Below are 16,367 nucleotides of genomic sequence, written 5' to 3'. Positions count from 1 at the left end.
TAATTGGTGAACGATCGTCTGGATACTCAGAAGAAATCCAATGTGCTAACGCATCAGAATCTTCCTTTAATTGTTTGTACGTAATTTTCGCATCTCGCCAAACAAAAGCGGTTTGATCAGGCGTTTCTGCAGCCCACTTTTCAATTTGTTCTAATAACTTCATAACGTTCCCACCCTAGAATTCATTGTAAATAAATGTACTTGTGTTTGTATCATGGAATCCATACAACCAAAGTAATGCAAATAAAATTGCAAGATAATAAACCGTCTTTGCAACCCATTGTGTGAGTGGTCGAGACCATATCTCTTTTAATCTTTCCATGTCTTTCCCTCTCTTAATGAAATAATAGCTCTTTGTAGGTATCATGTCCTACATTATTGTGAAAAAAACAAAATCCCACATTTTAGGTAAAAATAAGTCAAAAGGCTCTTTTTTGATATTAGCACTAAATACTAAAAAAGAAAATCCCTAACTTAGCAATTATATTACATTCAGTATGAATTTGTAATGGGTTTGACATGTAAATAGAAAGTGGATTGTGTGAATACATAAAAGTGGACTATAAGAATACGTAAAAATACAGTATTTGTTTTTATTAATCATTCAAGACGGAGTAAACTTTTAAATTTCTAGTTCTTTTGAAAAGGAGGAAATTATCATGAATAGAGTGTGGAAGAATCTAATTTCGGAAGAAAATATCGTGAAATGGAGAAGGCACTTCCATAAGTATCCGGAATTATCATTTCATGAAAAAGAAACTTCGCAATTTATATATGATACATTATGCTCATTTTCTTCTTTTGAAGTAACGAGACCGACGAAGTATAGTGTACTAGCAATTAAAAGAGGTGTGAAGCAAGGGAAAGTAATTGCGATTCGAGCTGATATAGATGCTTTGCCAATTCAAGAGGAGACAAGTAAATCTTATACATCTGTGAATAAAGGAATGATGCATGCATGTGGGCACGATGCTCACGCAGCTATTTTATTAAGCACAGCAGAGGTGTTATCAAATATAAAGGAAGATTTTGCAGGTGAGATTCGTCTATTCTTTCAGCACGCAGAAGAGGTGTATCCTGGCGGGGGACAAGAAATGGTTGAGGCAGGTGTAATGGACGGTGTTGATTATGTAATAGGTTTACATGTTATGTCTGGATTGGAAAGCGGAAAGGTAGGAATTGCGTATGGGCCGATGATGGCGGCACCAGACGTATTTACAGTTGAAATTCAAGGCAAAGGAGGACATGCGGCGCGGCCAGAAGAAACGATAGACCCTATTGCTATCGGAGCACAGATTATTACAAATTTACAACATATCGTATCAAGAAATACGAGTGCTTTTATGCAAAGGGTTATTTCAGTTACACAATTTCATGGGGGAACGGCTGACAATATTATTCCTAGTACAGCAACTTTAATGGGAACCGTTCGTTCATTTAATCAAGCATTGAGGGTGGAAGCAGAAGGGAAAATCGAGAAAATTGTGAAAGGAATTACAGAAGCACATGGAGGATCGTATACATATACGTATCGATATGGATATGATCCGGTTATTAATGATGAATATATTACGAAAATAGTAGAAGAAAGTGCACTACATTTGTTTGGGAATGAGCGTGTTGTGAAGCTTGAACCTTCTATGGGTGGGGAAGATTTTTCAGCATATTTAAGAAAAGCACCCGGTTGTTTCATTAAATTAGGAACAGGTAATGAAAATATATATACTTGTTATCCACATCATCATCCGAAATTTGATGTGGATGAATCAGCATTAATTTGTGGAGTGGAGCTATTTTTAGAGACGACTATAAGATTACTAAAATCATAGAAAAACAAAAAAAGGCAACTGCACTCTATTGCAGTTGCTTTTATTTCTTTCCGTCAGAGAGGGCTGAGAAAGAACTATGCTCATTCATAGTATATGAATAGCTAACGGACAAGCTTGTACATTTTAATCATTTTTTAAAAAATAGTTGTTGACATTGATAATCAATGTCAATTAATCTAAAAGTAGTTGAAATTGATAATTATTATCAATAGGATGGATGCGACATGTTAATGAGAAAAAATTTTCACCTTCTGCGGAGGGGATTAAAAGATAAAAATAAAGATAAAGATGTTGATCAGCATATGGAATGGCAAAGAAATGTAATTCGGTCTGAATATGTAGATGAGAAGAAGAGCATTCAAACAGAAAAAGAGATACAAAGTAAAGGGAGAGGTTCAGTTGAGTAAGTTAGTAATGATTTTTGCAAGTATGAGTGGAAATACCGAGGAAATGGCTGACCACATTGCCGGCGTAATTCGTGAAACAGAAAATGAAATTGAAGTTATTGATATTATGGATTCACCAGAAGCTTCTATATTAGAACAGTATGATGGAATTATTTTAGGTGCATACACTTGGGGAGATGGTGATCTTCCTGATGATTTCTTAGATTTTTATGATGCAATGGATTCTATTGATTTAACTGGGAAAAAAGCGGCAGTATTCGGATCATGTGATTCGGCTTATCCGAAATACGGAGTGGCAGTTGACATTTTAATAGAAAAGCTACAAGAGCGCGGGGCAGCAGTTGTGTTAGAAGGACTAAAAGTAGAATTAACGCCAGAAGATGAAGATGTAGAAAAATGTTTACAGTTTGGAGCTGAATTTGTAAAACACCTTTCTTAATGGCAGAAGGGAGATGAAGAGCAAGTGCATGAGAAAATCTCAATCAAAACGATGACAGATTATCATTTGTATGATTTTATGCGTTGTCCGCATAAATTTTATTTTCGTCATATAAAAAGAAGAGAACCTTCTTCATTTGAATGGCAACAAATAGCACAAATGATTGTCAATCAAATTATTAACGAGTATTACACGCTACCTGCGGGTCAACAAACGAAAATTGTACTTTTAATATTAATAGAAAAGTATTGGAAAAAAGTAAGGATTAATATGTTTGCTTCGAAGACGGAGTACTATATTGTATTAGCTAAGCTAACGGATCACTTATTACAGTTTGTTGAAAAGGATGATAGTCAGACACCACCATTGTTTTTATACGAGAAGTTTCAAACATATATGGAAGAGTTAGGTGTCCACATGTCATTGACATTTGAAGTTGGTGAGTGGAGTGCTGGGTCGTTTGTAATTAAAAAGTATGTCGTCGATGCGGATGAGGAAATGCTTGCTCTTTGTCAGAAGCTAATGACAGTATTCAGTTATAAAGCTTTCGGCGTTCTTCCAGGAAAGATTGAAGTTATTAATTTAATAGAAGGAACTAAGTATGAGTACATTCCAAAACAGGAAGATATTATAACTGGAATGGCTGATTTATCTAGAATGAAAGAAATGTTGCAACAACCTGAGCATTATACAGAGCGTCATTTTCGTTCTGAGTGTATAAGTTGTGCATTTCGTAGTGAATGCCAAGGGGAAGAAGTAAAGAAAGAAGCGGAGCAGAAGAAAAATATCGTACATTAAAGGATGCAACTTTGCATCCTTTTTTGTTGTTGACATGAAAAGCTTTTCATCATTTACCGTATATTTGTAGCAGATTTTAATAAAGGGAGGAATAATCAATGAAAGATGAAACGAAAGTATTTCAGTGGTTAAAAGAACAGAATGCTCCTTTTGAAATTCAACTGCAAATTTTACAAGCATTTCAACTGTATAAAGTCATTGTTGAAATGGATAAAAAGTTAATGTTGTATGAGGAGAGAGTATATAGGGAGAGAATGTAATCTCATCCCTGTAATATCGTTTTTAGCTGTTCTGTGCCTGTAATGAATTCGAGTTTATTCTCTGACTCAAAGTTATAAATAATATTATGTAGTAAAGGACTGTATTGATAGAAGATAGTAATGCGATGAATGAGAAATGGATCATGATGAGAAATAAGTGTACTGTACTGTTCATATACAGATGTAGTAAACTCATGTCCGAAATCATAATATAGTCCTGCAAAATCAAAAGCAGGATCGCCAATTTGCGCATCACCAAAATCGATAACACCTGAAATGCTTTTGTTATGCTTGTTAAATAAAATGTGATGATGAGTAAAATCAGCGTGAATGATTGTGTTTTGAAAAGTGGATGTAGCTAAACATGCAAAGAAACTTTCAAATAAGCGATTTAAGGCTAGTTTCTGTAATGAAGTAAGGCTAGTAGTGAGATATTGGTTTAATTTTGTTTGTAGCTCTTTCCAGTAGGTACATGTTTTTTCAATAGGGAAACATAGCGTTGTAACTTGGTGTAAAGGAATGCTATGTAGTACCGCAAGGAAAGTAGCTAATTGTGTAATAATTGCTTTCAGCTCTGGATCCTCCAGCGTGGCAACTGTGTCTGTTTTTAATGGTTCACCATGAATGAGAGTATAGTAACTACAAAGAGGAGGAACCTCATCAGATTCATTTTTATAAATTAGGTGATATTGTGGAACTTCGATTTCTTGTAGTGATTGATTGAGAATTGCGCATAGTTCTTTTTCTAACGGAATTCGCATCGCATATTCCTGTTTTCGCGGGAAACGAAACAGTAGCTCATCATTTACTATAACTGCTACATTATCCCATCCTTCTTCATTTTGTTTATATGAATGTATAGAAAGATTAGGCAAAGCTTCTTTTATATAATGTTTGTAAGAGTCCATAATTGTTCCTCATTTCTAAGTTAAGTTATTCCACTTTATGATATCAGAATTTTCTTTCTATATGTTAAAATATAGCTATCATTATGAAGAAGGGCGGGAGTATTACGAAGAAAAGACTATTAATCACTTCTCTATGTATCGCTTTTGGATTGTTTTGGTCATATAAAGAGGCGGTTTTCGCTAGCTATAAACCGATTGATCAGTACGGATTAAACAAGGGATTACAGAACAAAAGTATAGGAACTTTAACTCATAATGAAATGAAAAAGGTAGGAGAGCATTTTGTGACCGAGCAACTATCAGTGTTTGGGTCTACTAATAAAGAAGATATGAAACGAAAAGGTGAAGAACTATTTTTAAATAGAGGGTATGAACAATTAATGGGAAATTATTATCCAAATCGTTTTCGAGATTTAGAGTATAAATTTACAAACGAGGAGATACGTGAAGAGACCGATGAGAGTTTTCTTTATCAAGCTGTAGCGTACGTTGCGGGTACTGAAAATGGTAAGAGAAGCGAAATGAAATTGAATTATGAAGTGAAAATTGTAAAGGTTAATAATATATTTATGGTGCTAGAACAAAAGCAGCGCGTACAATAAAGGAAATTCATTGCTCAATAGAACATTTTGGGGTGTGTACTACTTAATGCGGAATAAAAAGGCCCTCAAGGAATAAAGGGCCTTTAAAGATTTTCATTTTGTTGACCAAGTTCTTTTTGAGCAATATATAAATTTCCTTGCTCGACTTGTTTAAGGGTATGAACAGAATCTCCTGCATATCCTTTTTGTGTTTTAACAGTTCTTTTTGAACGATTGGAATCTTGTTTCTTCATATAATAGGCCACCTTTCATCAAAAATAAACGAAAATGATAAGTATGAGTAATACAGCAGCGAAAATGGTAATGCCCATTAAAAACGAAGTGTTTTTATATTTAGGTGGCTTATGTACATCTTGCCGATATCCAGGTGAAATTTCAGGGGCAAATTCTTCATCGAATGATTGCTTTTTTTCTTTGTCGTCCATATGTACCCACCTTTCTTGTTCATTATATTATACGTTACAAGAAAAAATATGCATAAAGAAAACAGCCGCTTTATTATTAGCGGCTGTTTTGTGTTGTATATTTTCGTTGTACTTGAAAGAGACGGATAAGTAGGAAGGCAGCGCCAAATGCTAGACCGATAATAAGACCGATCCAATAGCCTTTTGCGGCCCATTCTGTATACGTTGCTAATATATAACCTAGTGGTAGACCTATTATCCAATAAGCAATTAAAGTCATAATTAGAGCGACATTTACATCTTTATAACCACGCAGAGCTCCTTGTACAGGGGTTGCAATTGCATCTGAAATTTGAAATAAAATCGCAAAGATAAGAAATTCTTTTGCTAAATGATGAACTTTTGCATCTGTCGTATAAATAGAAGCAATTTGATCATCAAAGAAGTAGAGAAGAATTGAATATAATAAAGCAAAGGCAAGGGCTAATCCAATTCCAATCAGTCCGTATTGTTTTGCATTATCGAAACGTTTTGCACCAACTTCGAATCCGACCGCAATAGTCATTGCCATTGCTAAACTTAGCGGAGTCATATATAACAAGGAAGCAAAGTTCATAGCTGCTTGGTGAGCTGCAATAGTTGTCGTACTAAAATTACTCATCATAAGCGTTACCGCAGCGAAAATACTCGTTTCAAAAAAGATAGCAAATCCGATAGGGACGCCAAGCTTTAAGAATGTTGTCCAACTCGAAAGAGAAGGGCGGTATAATTGTTTGAAAATGTTGAAAGAGGCAAAAGGCTCCTTCGTCTGAATAATAATGACTGTAATAATTAAAATGCACCAATATGTTGCAGTGGAAGCAATTGCCGCTCCGACACCACCAAGCTTTGGGAAACCGAAGTTACCAAAGATTAATAAGTAATTTAATATTACGTTAATTGGTAATGATAGTAATGTAATAATCATCGTTGTTCGAGTTTTTCCTAATGCATCAATAAATCCACGTAAAACCGTGTAAGTGAATAAAGGTATAATTCCTATTGCGATAATACTTAAAAATTGAGCTGCAATACGTTCCACAGGTTCTTCTAAGCGCATGCCGTTTAAAATAGGTGAAACGACGAAGAAACCGATGAGGATAACAACGAAGCTAGCACAAATTGCTAAATAAACTGCTTGTATGACAACGTGAGGAACGTCCTCTTTTTTCTTGGATCCAACGAGCTGGGCAACAATGGGAGTCGTGGCCATTAAAATCCCTGTTAACCCAGTACTAACTGGAATCCATATACTTGTTCCAATTGCGACACCTGCTAAATCAGTCGGGCTTGCATGTCCTGACATTGTTGTATCAAAAAAACTCATCGCAAATAATGACATTTGCGTTACGAAAATCGGAAAAAATAGTAATACAAATTGCTTTAACTTTTGTGAGAATGAAGTAGTTTCTTTCATAAAATCCCCTTTCCGTATAAAAAAACAAACTCTTACTATCATACAATTTAATCAAAGATTAGAAAAGAAATACGCGCCTACAACATATGAAACCAATAAAAAAAGGATGCACTTTGAAAAGGGATAAGGTATTATGATAAGGTGTGAAAAAATTACATATTATTTGTTATTAAGGAGGCACTACTTGTGGCTGATTGGTTAATTGGTTTAATCATGGGTGCTGTTGAAGGGTTAACAGAGTTTCTACCAGTATCATCAACAGGACATATGATTTTAACAGGACATTTAATTGGATTTGACGATGAGAGAGCGAAAGTTTTTGAAGTTGTTATCCAATTGGGATCGATTTTAGCAGTTGTTGTTATATTTTGGAAGCGTCTATGGTCGTTAGTTGGAATAGGTAAAGTAACAGACGGACCATCGTTAAATTTATTACATATTATTATCGGGATGATTCCTGCCGGGGTACTTGGCGTATTATTCCATAGCACTATTAAAGAGGTTTTATTTGGTCCAGGGCCAGTTGTTATTAGCTTAGTAGCCGGTGGTATTTTAATGATTGTTGCTGAGAAGTTTTCGAAACCAAGTACAGCAAGAACGTTAGATGAAATCACATATAAACAGGCATTTACAATTGGAATGTTCCAATGTTTAGCTCTTTGGCCAGGATTTTCTCGTTCTGGTTCTACAATAAGTGGTGGTTTATTAGCTCGCGTGTCGCATACAGCGGCAGCTGAATATACGTTCATTTTAGCGGTACCGATGATGGTAGCTGCAAGTGGCTTAGATTTAATTAAAAGCTGGGATGTATTAAGCTCAGCAGATATAACGCTATTTGTAACAGGATTTGTAACTGCATTCGTTGTTGCGATGCTTGCAATTGTTTCATTCTTGAAATTATTATCTCGTGTAAAACTAACACCGTTCGCTTATTATCGTTTCATTTTAGCTGCGGTATTCTATTTCTTCATTATGTAAAATAAAAACCTGCCGAGCTCGGCAGGTTTTTATTTTACTAATTTTTCTATCATGTTTTCCATTACATGTTCCCAAAGAGAAGTATCATCAGCTAATGTAGCACGGAAATTAGCATACATTTCTTTTTGTTTTTCTTCGAATGTTGGATCTTCTTTTTCAGGTAATGTAGCGCGCATTGAAGTTACTAATTCTTGTACTTTTGGAGCGCGTGGTCCAAAGACGGCTTGTTCATTTCCATCTTTATCAATGAAAATAAAGATTGGAATCGCACGTGCTGTGCCATTTGTTAAATATTGATCCATTAATTCTAAGTTTTCATCGCGAATTAATAAACGCATATCAATATTTGCAACTTCAGAAATTCGTTTCATAACAGGTACGCATAAAAGAGCATCGCCACACCAATCAGCAGTTAATACGATAACACGCCAGCCATCATTTTGACGTTCTTCTAATACAGGAAGTAATTCATTTGGAATTAAAAAATTATTGTAAATGTGTAGTAGCTCGTATTGGTTTACTTGCATTTCATTCACATATGTATCAAAGGACATACCTTTATCAGCCCATTGTTGTAAGTTCATAATTAACACCTCTTTAGTACGATTTGCTTTCATTGTACCAATTTTTATATAGAAAAGCTTGTATTCTTACTCTTTCTTGTCACTTAATAATTTATTTAATAGAAAAAAGAATAGTACGACACATAATTCAGTTAAGTTGGACATTTGTACGCTTTCTATCCAATCATCAGCAGTATGAATGACGAACCAATCTAGTGTAATTTCAATGAATGAGAAAAGAGTGAGAGAAATCCAATTTGGCATGTTTTGAGTCAATGGATATAGCAGTGCTTTGAAGAAACTGAAAATAAATAATGTAATACCATCTAAGAAAGTGATTAATAAAAAAAAGAGAAGTAAAGCAGTACGTGAACTATACGCTATACCTGTAATTTGAAAGATTCCTACATATACAAAAAATATAAATGTAAAAACTATAATGAGAAAAAGAGCAATAATACTAATGATAATTGTTTTATCTTTTAGGCTGAGATTTGAGAACCTATCCTCCTCATGCATTAAAATACCCCTTTTTCTGGAAGTTGACTTCATTTTATCATGAAATACATATTAAAAAACTACGAATTATGGGAAAATAAGGTGACAAAAAGTAAGATTTCATGTAAAATTATTAATAAGGTTTTTATTTAACTAAATGAAATAAAAGGAGCTGTCAATGTTGTCTCAAAATCGAGAGCAATTAATGGAAGAACTATCGACAAATGTGTTTGCTATGTTTCGCACGTTGCGTAATGATATCGGAAAAATATTCGGTGGTTACATACCGTGGAATGAATTCATCGTCCTAAGAATATTAAATCGTACGAATAAAGAAATGGTATCGCGTGTAGCAAATGAATTAAATGTGTCGAATAGTCATATTACAGCTGTTACAGAAAAATTAATTAATAAAGGTTTTGTAACTCGTTCACGTTCTACATCAGATCGCCGAGTTGTGTATTTAGAGATTACAGAACAAGGGAAAGATTTAGTTGCGAAAATGGAAGATGCGAAAAAACAATATTTACAAGAAAGATTCTCTGCACTTTCAGAAGATGAAATGAATGTAATGATTTCAATTTCTAAAAAACTTATTTAAGTGATTATAAACAAGAAAACGCTTACGTGATAAAATAGAAGGTCTTCCTTATATATGGGAGATCTTCTTTCGTGTGTAATAGATGTTAATAAATAAAATGTGTATGAAAAAAGATAGAGCGCCATACTACTAATACAAGGAAGGAGGGAGAAATATGACGAATCGTAACGGTAGTAAAGGGAGCGGTAATCAAGGATCACCAAAGTCCGGCCAGTTTAATCAGGAATTTAGCACTGAATTTGAAACTGGTAATGATAATAAAGGGAAAGAATATCGTTCTAAAAAAGGGAGTAAATCAAAAAAGGAGTGAATTAATTCACTCCTTTTTTGATTTACGATGCTGCCGATTGATCCGTATTATATTTTTCTTCTGATTTTGCGACAATCATTGCGCAAATTGCATCCCCAGAAATGTTTACAGCTGTTCTAGACATATCTAGAATACGGTCAATACCGATAATTAAAGCGATACCTTCTACTGGTAGATTTACTTGATTTAAAACCATTGTAAGCATTACAAGTCCAACACCAGGTACACCAGCAGTACCGATACTAGCTAGTACAGCAGTTAATACGACCATAGCTAATTGCGGTAATGTAAGTTCAACTCCGTATACTTGAGCGATAAATACAGTGGCTACTCCTTGCATAATGGCAGTACCATCCATATTAATAGTTGCCCCTAGTGGTTGTACAAATGAGCTTATCGCTTTTGGAACGCCAAGCTTATCTTGTGCTGTTTTCATTGCAAATGGAAGCGATGCATTAGAGCTAGATGTACTAAATCCAATTGCCATTACTGGTCCGAAATGTTTAAAGAAACGAACAATATTTTCTTTTGCTAATACCTTTAATAAGCCACCATATACAAAGACCCCGTGAATAATGAGTACTAACATAACGACAATCATATACTTGAACATCGCAGCGACGCCTGCAAGCCCCATTTTACCAACGGATGAAGCGAGCAAACCGAATGTTCCAATTGGGGCTAATTTCATAACGAGATTAACAAGATACATCATTAATTCGTTGCCCTGTTCAAGTAATGAATGGATACCTTGAACTCGTTTTCCTAAAATAGCTATACCGAGTCCAATCAATACGGCAAAGGCAATGATTTGTAACATGTTTCCGTCAGCCATCGCTTTTGCTGGGTTATCTGGTACGATATTTAGCAATGTGTCAACGAAAGATGTTTCAGTTTTTGCACCTTCATACTTAAGACCTTCTGTTTTAAAATTACCGCCAGCTCCTGGTTTTATAATAAGTGCAAATGTAACCGCTATAGAGATGGCAACCGCAGTTGTTACGAGAAAGAATGAAATTGATTTTAAACCGATTCTTCCAAGTTGTTTCGGATCTCCAAGGCCGGCAGCACCAAGTACGATAGAAATGAACACAACAGGAACAACTAGCATTTTAATAAGTCGAATAAACAATTGACCAATTGGGTTGAACACATATTGATTTAGTGGCTCAAAGATAGATGGAGCAGCTAAATTTAGAGTGAGTCCAACAACTAGACCTAGAAATAATGCGATTAAGATTGCTTTTGTTTGTTTCAATAAAATCCCCCCTTTTGTTTTTGTGAAATTTCTTTCTAAAGTAATTATACCGAAAAAATCCCTAATTTAACAATATTTTCTGAATTTTTGGTTTTTAGGTGTAGATAGACTGATTTTGTGTTTGGAAAATAAAATAGACCATCACATAGGATGGTCTAGGGAAGGGGACAATTTATGTCAATTTAATTAGGGATGGAAGTTGCTTTAAGACACTGGGGAATGTCTTATAAATTAGGGAGGAACAACTTCAATACATATACTATAAAAGGTAGGTGTGACTCTCATGTGAACATAGGGTGAAAGAGAGAGGGAGTTTTAAATAAAAGGTAGAAAGACAAAAAAATAAGACCATCATTTATAAGATGGTCAAGGAAGGGGACAATTTATGTCAATTTAATTAGGGATGGAAGCTGTTCAAAGACACTGGGGAATGTCTTATAAATTAGGGAGGAACAACTTCAATACATATACTATAAAAGGTAGGTGTGACTCTCATGTGAACATAGGGTGAAAGAGAGAGGGAGTTTTAAATAAAAGGTAGAAAGACAAAAAAATAAGACCATCATTTATAAGATGGTCAAGGAAGGGGACAATTTATGTCAATTTAATTAGGGATGGAAGCTGTTCAAAGACACTGGGGAATGTCTTATAAATTAGGGAGGAACAACTTCGATACATATACTATAAAAGGTAGATGTGACCTCTGTGTGAACATAGAGTGAAAGAGAGAGGGAGTTTTAAATAAAAGATAGAAAGACAAAAAAATAAGACCATCATTTATAAGATGGTCAATGGAAGGGGACAATTTATGTCAATTTAATTAGGGATGGAAGCTATTCAAAGACACTGGGGAATGTCTTATAAATTAGGGAGGAACAGCTTCGATACATATACTATAAAAGGTGGATGTGACCTCTATGTGAACATAGAGTGAAAGATATGGGGATTTGAAAGATAGTACATATGAAATTGTTATTGCTAGCAATATAGAATTAGGATATAGAGTTTTCCAGCATAAAACGAAAAGGAATCTGAATATAAATAAAAGTTGTAATCTATGAAAAAAAAGATTATGCTCAACTATATTATGAGAATATAAGGTTTGTCCCAATTATTTAAGGGCTTTTAAAAAGCTTTTTATTGTATGAGGGGAAGCTTCACTTTAATAAGGGAGTTAGTGATATGAACGTAACAAAAAAACAAGGGCTGTATAATCGTCTTATACGATTAAACCCACCACAAATATTAGCATTAGGCTTTTTCTGCTTAATTGTGGTTGGCGGTTTGTTATTAAAATTACCATTCGCAACGAAAGTACATATTAGTTGGGTAGATGCTTTCTTTACAGCAACGTCGGCAGCGACCGTAACTGGTTTGGGAGTAGTGGATACAGCAAGTACATTTACGATGTTTGGCGAAATTGTTATTATGTTTTTAATTCAAACAGGTGGTCTAGGCCTTATGACAATTGCCATTTTAATTGTTTGGGTACTAGGTAAAAAAATCGGATTACGCCATCGTTTATTAATTGGAGAAGCATTTAATCAAACAAATATAGGTGGTCTTGTAAAATTAGTAAAGCGTGTCTTTATATTTTCGATTTGTATTGAACTTATTGGGGTCATCTTTTTATCGTTTCGCTTTATTCCAGAGTTTGGTTTTGGAAAAGGTTTATACTATAGTATTTTTCATGTAATTGCATCTTATAATAATGCAGGGTTTGCTTTATGGCCAGATAATTTAACAAGATATGTAGGGGATCCCATTATTAATATTGGGATTTGCTCTTTAATTGTAATTGGTGGACTCGGTTTTACCGTATTAATTGATATATGGTATAGTCGCAGTTTTCGAAAATTATCACTTCACTCAAAAATAATGATTATTGGAACAGTAGTACTAAATGTTATAGCAATGATTGTGATTTTTGTATTGGAATATAATAATGTGAAGACGTTAGGGAGTTTATCTTTAAATGAAAAACTATGGGCTTCCTTCTTTCAAGGTATTACTCCGCGGACAGCTGGATTTAATACGGTTGACTATGGAGGTATGGAAGAATCATCTATATTATTTACGATGATTTTAATGTTTATTGGTGCAGGAAGTGTATCGACAGGTGGAGGAATTAAATTAACGACGTTTGTTATCTTAATTACATCTGTCCTTTCTTTCTTTAGAAAAAAGGAGGAAATTGTTTTATTTCAGCGTACAATTAAAATGTCGACAGTAACGAGGGCCTTAGCGATTGCTGTTGCCAGTCAAATACTTATTTTAGCAGCGGTATTCATATTAATGCTTACAGAAAACTTCAGCTTTATTCAATTATTATTTGAGACAATATCAGCGTTTGGCACAGTCGGATTAACGATGGGAATTACTGCAAAGCTATCGGCATTCGGAAAATGTATTATTATGTTTGTTATGTTCTGCGGATTAATTGGACCATTAACACTTGTGTTCTCTTTAGCGCGACCAGCAAAACAAAAAATAAAATATCCATCGGAAGATGTGTTTACAGGATAAGGTATCCCGCGTTAAGCGAGATACCTTTTTCTTTTTTAGAACAGGGAGAACAATAGACCAATAAGTGCTACTCGGAATAAAATTGCGATAAGTGCAGCAATTCCACCGACAACTGCAGCGATACCGCCAGTTACAGTAGCGCCGCGATTATAAGCGTAAATACCGAGTAAAACAGAAACAAGACCAAATAGTGTTGGAAATGTAAATAGCGATAAGATAGATAGCGCAAGAGCGATAAAACCAGCAGTTGATCCAGCAGCGGACGATTTTACAACATCTTTATCGTCTTTATCATCGTAATCATAATCAATGCGTTGTGGTGCAACCTCAGCGGCGTACTCTTCTTTATAGTCACTATAATCACTATCTATTCTATCTCTTTTTTTATAATCATCAAATTTCTCAGTCAAAGTCATGACTCCTTTCATAACAAGGTTCAATAGTAGTATGTATCTCTTTTTCTTTTTTATCCCGCTATTTGTGGGAGTCGAGCTACGTACACATCCCACTGATTAAAGTTTCACTATACCGGAGCATGTACAGGGAGTAGTATCTTTTAAAAGAAGGAAAATGTTTTTTTGAAATAGGAAAAGTTAGTATGACTTTCTCTATTTTGGAAAATATAAAAAGGAATAATGAGGAAAGGGTGCAATACATAATGGAACATCCAATTGAAAATTTAATGAAAACGGCAATGACAAATTTAAAAGAGATGGTAGATGTAAATACAATTGTTGGGAGCCCGGTTTCAACAGCTGACGGAAATGTAGTATTAACAGTATCTCAAGTGGCTTTTGGTTTTGGAGCTGGTGGAAGTGATTTTAAAGGGGATTTCATCACTGAAAAACATAACGGTGGGCAAAATCAGCATAAAGAGAACAAACAAGGGCATCCATTTGGAGGAGGAAGCGGGGCTGGGGTTTCCATTAGTCCAGTAGCTTTTTTAGTAGTTGGTTCTAATGGGGTGCAAGTATTACATCTCAACAGCAGTACACATTTAATTGAAAAGGCTTTAAATACTGTACCAAGCACTGTAGATAAATTTGTGAATGGTCGTCAAAAGTGAACTTGCATTTTTTAGGAATTATGATATATTAGAAAAAGTGCGCTTTAGGATGATCGGAATAATTGAAATGTAAATATATATGATGTGTGGAATAAGGGAGAGGAATTTATGATTAATATCAAAAACTTAGTAGTTGGCTTATTTATGTTAGTAAGCGGCTTTGTTGTATATGTAATAAAAGAAAAAGCTCCATTCTAAAACAGACAAACCGTTAATGTCTGTTTTTAATTTGCGGAAAAAAGTTGACAAGTTATTGTATTGGTGTTAGAATTTTAATTCGTGTCTCGGTTACAGCTAGTGTAAAGTAAATATCTCTTATGAATGCAATACGAAAAGTTTGCGAAAGATCGGGTAATTTTATCAACAACTTTTGTGAACAAACCCTATAAATTGTATTTGTAAGCTATATATGTATACTAGTGAATCAAGGAGCGGTCAGTGGAACCGTAATGATGAGAGAGAGGTAGGGCTTTCATCCAGTATATGTTACTTTCCCGTTAGGTGAATATAAAAAAGAGGACTCCTTTTAAAAGGGGTCCTCTTTCATTTTTTAAGTGCGACTTTCAACTTGTTGACAAATTTCATCCGTTGTTAAACCGTGAGCTGTAATGACTGATCCTTTAATTGATGTATCTGCAATGCCCATCACATTAGAATCTTGCCCAGTTACAACGCAACAATCACACCCTTGTGCATCCTGTTCTGAGTTAAGTGTAACAACTTCATGACCTTGTTGTTGAAGAGCTTGTTGAACGTCTGTTAATGAGTTTTCAACGCCAATTCTAGCCATAATTATCACCTCCTACCATCTAATTGCTAGTATGCTCAAGTTCACTGCATATATTTATGAAAAGACGGTAGGAAGTATAAATCTTTTTTTAGTCGTTATATACGCCAGTAAGCATTTGACTAACGAATTGATCGTTTAATGTATCTTGTGCTGAAGAAGTATTTGAATGGATGTCGATTGAAGCAATAAAATGATTATGGTCTTTCGTATTTGGTTCTACCTCTACGTAATTATCGAATTTACAAAAACCTTTCGTATCCATTAGATCAAATAATTGCAGCATTTCTACTACCTCTTGTCTCGTTCCTTTAATTTGTACACACGCCATATTTATTTCCTCCTTTATTTTGACAAATTGTTTTTTAAAAATAGGATTATGATTACGAAATGAAAAATATGAATGTTATTTTTAGACAGCGCTATTTTTGTTATTTTCCCCCTTTTTCAGCAAAAGTCGTTATATATTCCCAGATTTATAAAATAGGACGTCCGTTTATTGAATACAATAGATTCGTATCAATTGATGAAAATCCTTCTTTTAAACAAATATTTTTTTTAGTGGAAATTGGCGAAAAAATTTTTGACTTTTTTGTAAACGTTAACAATGTTGTTAAATCAGTATAAGCAAAGAAGTACGTACGAATAAAAATTATAAATTTTCTAAAAATTCACTT

The 16,367-nt window shown here is 34.5% G+C and carries 24 protein-coding genes and 1 pseudogene; 13 read left to right on the top strand and 12 right to left on the bottom strand.

The window, feature by feature from the left end; genetic code table 11:
* Both AU379_RS30315 and AU379_RS16815 read right to left on the bottom strand, forming a co-directional pair.
* Nucleotides 1-163, bottom strand: a pseudogene (locus AU379_RS30315) (AMP-binding protein); the annotation flags it as partial.
* Nucleotides 164-175: 12 nt separating this feature from the next.
* The gene (locus AU379_RS16815) at nucleotides 176-322 is read right to left on the bottom strand and encodes a teichoic acid D-Ala incorporation-associated protein DltX (RefSeq protein WP_000440293.1); all 147 of its coding nucleotides are present in this window, start codon (nucleotides 320-322) and stop codon (nucleotides 176-178) included.
* A gap of 337 nt (nucleotides 323-659) precedes the next feature.
* Here AU379_RS16815 and amaA point away from each other — a divergent pair, with 337 nt between their 5' ends.
* The 5 genes from amaA (at nucleotide 660) to AU379_RS30620 (ending at nucleotide 3,733) form a co-directional block, all read left to right on the top strand.
* Complete coding sequence (gene amaA, locus AU379_RS16810; RefSeq protein ID WP_001082785.1) at nucleotides 660-1,829, top strand: N-acyl-aliphatic-L-amino acid amidohydrolase; 1,170 nt, start codon at nucleotides 660-662, stop codon at nucleotides 1,827-1,829.
* A gap of 224 nt (nucleotides 1,830-2,053) precedes the next feature.
* Nucleotides 2,054-2,236: a hypothetical protein gene (locus AU379_RS16805; protein ID WP_000929021.1), complete on the top strand. Its 183-nt coding sequence runs from the start codon at nucleotides 2,054-2,056 to the stop codon at nucleotides 2,234-2,236.
* Complete coding sequence (locus AU379_RS16800; protein ID WP_000041153.1) at nucleotides 2,229-2,675, top strand: flavodoxin; 447 nt, start codon at nucleotides 2,229-2,231, stop codon at nucleotides 2,673-2,675. Before AU379_RS16805 ends, AU379_RS16800 begins: the two co-directional genes overlap by 8 nt.
* A 24-nt stretch (nucleotides 2,676-2,699) precedes the next feature.
* Complete coding sequence (locus tag AU379_RS16795; RefSeq protein ID WP_000544577.1) at nucleotides 2,700-3,473, top strand: hypothetical protein; 774 nt, start codon at nucleotides 2,700-2,702, stop codon at nucleotides 3,471-3,473.
* Between the two features lie 98 nt (nucleotides 3,474-3,571).
* The gene (locus AU379_RS30620; RefSeq protein WP_000651084.1) at nucleotides 3,572-3,733 is read left to right on the top strand and encodes a hypothetical protein; all 162 of its coding nucleotides are present in this window, start codon (nucleotides 3,572-3,574) and stop codon (nucleotides 3,731-3,733) included.
* 2 nt (nucleotides 3,734-3,735) lie between these two features.
* Here AU379_RS30620 and AU379_RS16785 read toward each other — a convergent pair whose 3' ends face one another.
* Nucleotides 3,736-4,641: an aminoglycoside phosphotransferase family protein gene (locus tag AU379_RS16785; RefSeq protein ID WP_030024450.1), complete on the bottom strand. Its 906-nt coding sequence runs from the start codon at nucleotides 4,639-4,641 to the stop codon at nucleotides 3,736-3,738.
* 83 nt (nucleotides 4,642-4,724) lie between these two features.
* Between AU379_RS16785 and AU379_RS16780 the strand changes: the two genes are divergently transcribed.
* Nucleotides 4,725-5,243 (top strand): hypothetical protein, encoded by a 519-nt coding sequence (locus AU379_RS16780; protein WP_000715263.1) that lies wholly within the window; start codon nucleotides 4,725-4,727, stop codon nucleotides 5,241-5,243.
* Nucleotides 5,244-5,326: 83 nt separating this feature from the next.
* Here AU379_RS16780 and AU379_RS30615 read toward each other — a convergent pair whose 3' ends face one another.
* The 3 genes from AU379_RS30615 to AU379_RS16765 form a co-directional block, all read right to left on the bottom strand.
* A complete protein-coding gene (locus AU379_RS30615) occupies nucleotides 5,327-5,476 on the bottom strand; it encodes a hypothetical protein (RefSeq protein WP_000743742.1) in 150 nt (49 codons plus the stop codon).
* Nucleotides 5,477-5,494: 18 nt separating this feature from the next.
* The gene (locus AU379_RS16770; RefSeq protein WP_000341062.1) at nucleotides 5,495-5,668 is read right to left on the bottom strand and encodes a hypothetical protein; all 174 of its coding nucleotides are present in this window, start codon (nucleotides 5,666-5,668) and stop codon (nucleotides 5,495-5,497) included.
* Between the two features lie 76 nt (nucleotides 5,669-5,744).
* Nucleotides 5,745-7,103: an MATE family efflux transporter gene (locus tag AU379_RS16765; RefSeq protein ID WP_000665553.1), complete on the bottom strand. Its 1,359-nt coding sequence runs from the start codon at nucleotides 7,101-7,103 to the stop codon at nucleotides 5,745-5,747.
* Nucleotides 7,104-7,289: 186 nt separating this feature from the next.
* Here AU379_RS16765 and uppP point away from each other — a divergent pair, with 186 nt between their 5' ends.
* Nucleotides 7,290-8,081 (top strand): bacitracin resistance undecaprenyl-diphosphatase, encoded by a 792-nt coding sequence (gene uppP / locus AU379_RS16760; RefSeq protein ID WP_000796256.1) that lies wholly within the window; start codon nucleotides 7,290-7,292, stop codon nucleotides 8,079-8,081.
* A 29-nt stretch (nucleotides 8,082-8,110) separates the two neighbouring features.
* Here uppP and AU379_RS16755 read toward each other — a convergent pair whose 3' ends face one another.
* Together AU379_RS16755 and AU379_RS16750 are read right to left on the bottom strand one after the other, a co-directional pair.
* A complete protein-coding gene (locus AU379_RS16755) occupies nucleotides 8,111-8,698 on the bottom strand; it encodes a thioredoxin family protein (RefSeq protein WP_114556288.1) in 588 nt (195 codons plus the stop codon).
* A 33-nt stretch (nucleotides 8,699-8,731) separates the two neighbouring features.
* Nucleotides 8,732-9,163 (bottom strand): regulatory YrvL family protein, encoded by a 432-nt coding sequence (locus AU379_RS16750; RefSeq protein ID WP_000544068.1) that lies wholly within the window; start codon nucleotides 9,161-9,163, stop codon nucleotides 8,732-8,734.
* 160 nt (nucleotides 9,164-9,323) lie between these two features.
* On the opposite strand from AU379_RS16750, the gene AU379_RS16745 reads away from it, so the two are divergent.
* Nucleotides 9,324-9,743: a MarR family transcriptional regulator gene (locus tag AU379_RS16745; protein ID WP_000081432.1), complete on the top strand. Its 420-nt coding sequence runs from the start codon at nucleotides 9,324-9,326 to the stop codon at nucleotides 9,741-9,743.
* Nucleotides 9,744-9,897: 154 nt separating this feature from the next.
* Nucleotides 9,898-10,053: a hypothetical protein gene (locus AU379_RS16740; RefSeq protein WP_000184928.1), complete on the top strand. Its 156-nt coding sequence runs from the start codon at nucleotides 9,898-9,900 to the stop codon at nucleotides 10,051-10,053.
* Nucleotides 10,054-10,075: 22 nt separating this feature from the next.
* Here the strand turns inward: AU379_RS16740 and AU379_RS16735 are convergent, their stop codons facing one another.
* Nucleotides 10,076-11,311, bottom strand: coding sequence for a dicarboxylate/amino acid:cation symporter (locus AU379_RS16735; protein ID WP_000814808.1), 1,236 nt, complete (start codon nucleotides 11,309-11,311; stop codon nucleotides 10,076-10,078).
* A 1,182-nt stretch (nucleotides 11,312-12,493) separates the two neighbouring features.
* On the opposite strand from AU379_RS16735, the gene AU379_RS16730 reads away from it, so the two are divergent.
* Nucleotides 12,494-13,837, top strand: a complete 1,344-nt coding sequence (locus AU379_RS16730) for a TrkH family potassium uptake protein (protein ID WP_061139500.1) — start codon at nucleotides 12,494-12,496, stop codon at nucleotides 13,835-13,837.
* Between the two features lie 35 nt (nucleotides 13,838-13,872).
* On the opposite strand, the gene AU379_RS16725 is transcribed toward AU379_RS16730, so the two are convergent.
* Nucleotides 13,873-14,247 carry a hypothetical protein gene (locus AU379_RS16725; RefSeq protein WP_000136535.1) on the bottom strand — a complete coding sequence of 125 codons (375 nt, stop codon included), beginning with the start codon at nucleotides 14,245-14,247 and terminating at the stop codon, nucleotides 13,873-13,875.
* 188 nt (nucleotides 14,248-14,435) lie between these two features.
* Between AU379_RS16725 and ytfJ the strand changes: the two genes are divergently transcribed.
* Both ytfJ and AU379_RS16715 read left to right on the top strand, forming a co-directional pair.
* Nucleotides 14,436-14,903, top strand: a complete 468-nt coding sequence (gene ytfJ / locus AU379_RS16720) for a GerW family sporulation protein (RefSeq protein WP_002061011.1) — start codon at nucleotides 14,436-14,438, stop codon at nucleotides 14,901-14,903.
* Between the two features lie 108 nt (nucleotides 14,904-15,011).
* On the top strand, nucleotides 15,012-15,101 hold the full coding sequence (locus AU379_RS16715) for a hypothetical protein (protein WP_000608227.1): 90 nt from the start codon (nucleotides 15,012-15,014) through the stop codon (nucleotides 15,099-15,101).
* A 352-nt stretch (nucleotides 15,102-15,453) separates the two neighbouring features.
* On the opposite strand, the gene AU379_RS16710 is transcribed toward AU379_RS16715, so the two are convergent.
* Nucleotides 15,454-15,693, bottom strand: coding sequence for a YkuS family protein (locus AU379_RS16710; protein WP_000101022.1), 240 nt, complete (start codon nucleotides 15,691-15,693; stop codon nucleotides 15,454-15,456).
* Nucleotides 15,694-15,781: 88 nt separating this feature from the next.
* Nucleotides 15,782-16,021, bottom strand: a complete 240-nt coding sequence (locus tag AU379_RS16705) for a DUF3911 family protein (RefSeq protein WP_000752511.1) — start codon at nucleotides 16,019-16,021, stop codon at nucleotides 15,782-15,784.
* A gap of 59 nt (nucleotides 16,022-16,080) precedes the next feature.
* Between AU379_RS16705 and AU379_RS16700 the strand changes: the two genes are divergently transcribed.
* Entirely contained in the window at nucleotides 16,081-16,317 is a 237-nt protein-coding gene (locus AU379_RS16700; protein ID WP_000794204.1) for a hypothetical protein, read from the top strand.
* Nucleotides 16,318-16,367 lie beyond the last annotated feature (50 nt).

Origin of the sequence: Bacillus sp. JH7 (genome assembly GCF_001563515.1) — a bacterium.
In the GTDB taxonomy this organism is placed as follows: Bacteria; Bacillota; Bacilli; order Bacillales; family Bacillaceae_G; genus Bacillus_A; species Bacillus_A cereus.
The sequence above is the reverse complement of the archived record's forward strand: the minus strand, read 5'-3'. Positions and strand labels throughout refer to the sequence as shown.

Excerpts from the sequence above, each read along its gene's own strand:
- AU379_RS30620 (WP_000651084.1), top strand. The coding sequence starts at position 3,572 with ATGAAAGATGAAACGAAAGTATTTCAGTGGTTAAAAGAACAGAATGCT.
- AU379_RS16780 (WP_000715263.1), top strand. The coding sequence starts at position 4,725 with ATGAAGAAGGGCGGGAGTATTACGAAGAAAAGACTATTAATCACTTCT.
- AU379_RS16700 (WP_000794204.1), top strand. The coding sequence starts at position 16,081 with ATGAAAAATATGAATGTTATTTTTAGACAGCGCTATTTTTGTTATTTT.
- AU379_RS30615 (WP_000743742.1), bottom strand. The coding sequence starts at position 5,476 with ATGAAGAAACAAGATTCCAATCGTTCAAAAAGAACTGTTAAAACACAA.
- AU379_RS16715 (WP_000608227.1), top strand. The coding sequence starts at position 15,012 with ATGATTAATATCAAAAACTTAGTAGTTGGCTTATTTATGTTAGTAAGC.
- AU379_RS16755 (WP_114556288.1), bottom strand. The coding sequence starts at position 8,698 with ATGAAAGCAAATCGTACTAAAGAGGTGTTAATTATGAACTTACAACAA.
- AU379_RS16805 (WP_000929021.1), top strand. The coding sequence starts at position 2,054 with ATGTTAATGAGAAAAAATTTTCACCTTCTGCGGAGGGGATTAAAAGAT.
- AU379_RS16765 (WP_000665553.1), bottom strand. The coding sequence starts at position 7,103 with ATGAAAGAAACTACTTCATTCTCACAAAAGTTAAAGCAATTTGTATTA.
- AU379_RS16785 (WP_030024450.1), bottom strand. The coding sequence starts at position 4,641 with ATGGACTCTTACAAACATTATATAAAAGAAGCTTTGCCTAATCTTTCT.
- AU379_RS16750 (WP_000544068.1), bottom strand. The coding sequence starts at position 9,163 with ATGCATGAGGAGGATAGGTTCTCAAATCTCAGCCTAAAAGATAAAACA.
- AU379_RS16770 (WP_000341062.1), bottom strand. The coding sequence starts at position 5,668 with ATGGACGACAAAGAAAAAAAGCAATCATTCGATGAAGAATTTGCCCCT.
- AU379_RS16740 (WP_000184928.1), top strand. The coding sequence starts at position 9,898 with ATGACGAATCGTAACGGTAGTAAAGGGAGCGGTAATCAAGGATCACCA.
- amaA (WP_001082785.1), top strand. The coding sequence starts at position 660 with ATGAATAGAGTGTGGAAGAATCTAATTTCGGAAGAAAATATCGTGAAA.
- AU379_RS16815 (WP_000440293.1), bottom strand. The coding sequence starts at position 322 with ATGGAAAGATTAAAAGAGATATGGTCTCGACCACTCACACAATGGGTT.
- AU379_RS16710 (WP_000101022.1), bottom strand. The coding sequence starts at position 15,693 with ATGGCTAGAATTGGCGTTGAAAACTCATTAACAGACGTTCAACAAGCT.
- AU379_RS16705 (WP_000752511.1), bottom strand. The coding sequence starts at position 16,021 with ATGGCGTGTGTACAAATTAAAGGAACGAGACAAGAGGTAGTAGAAATG.
- ytfJ (WP_002061011.1), top strand. The coding sequence starts at position 14,436 with ATGACTTTCTCTATTTTGGAAAATATAAAAAGGAATAATGAGGAAAGG.
- AU379_RS16730 (WP_061139500.1), top strand. The coding sequence starts at position 12,494 with ATGAACGTAACAAAAAAACAAGGGCTGTATAATCGTCTTATACGATTA.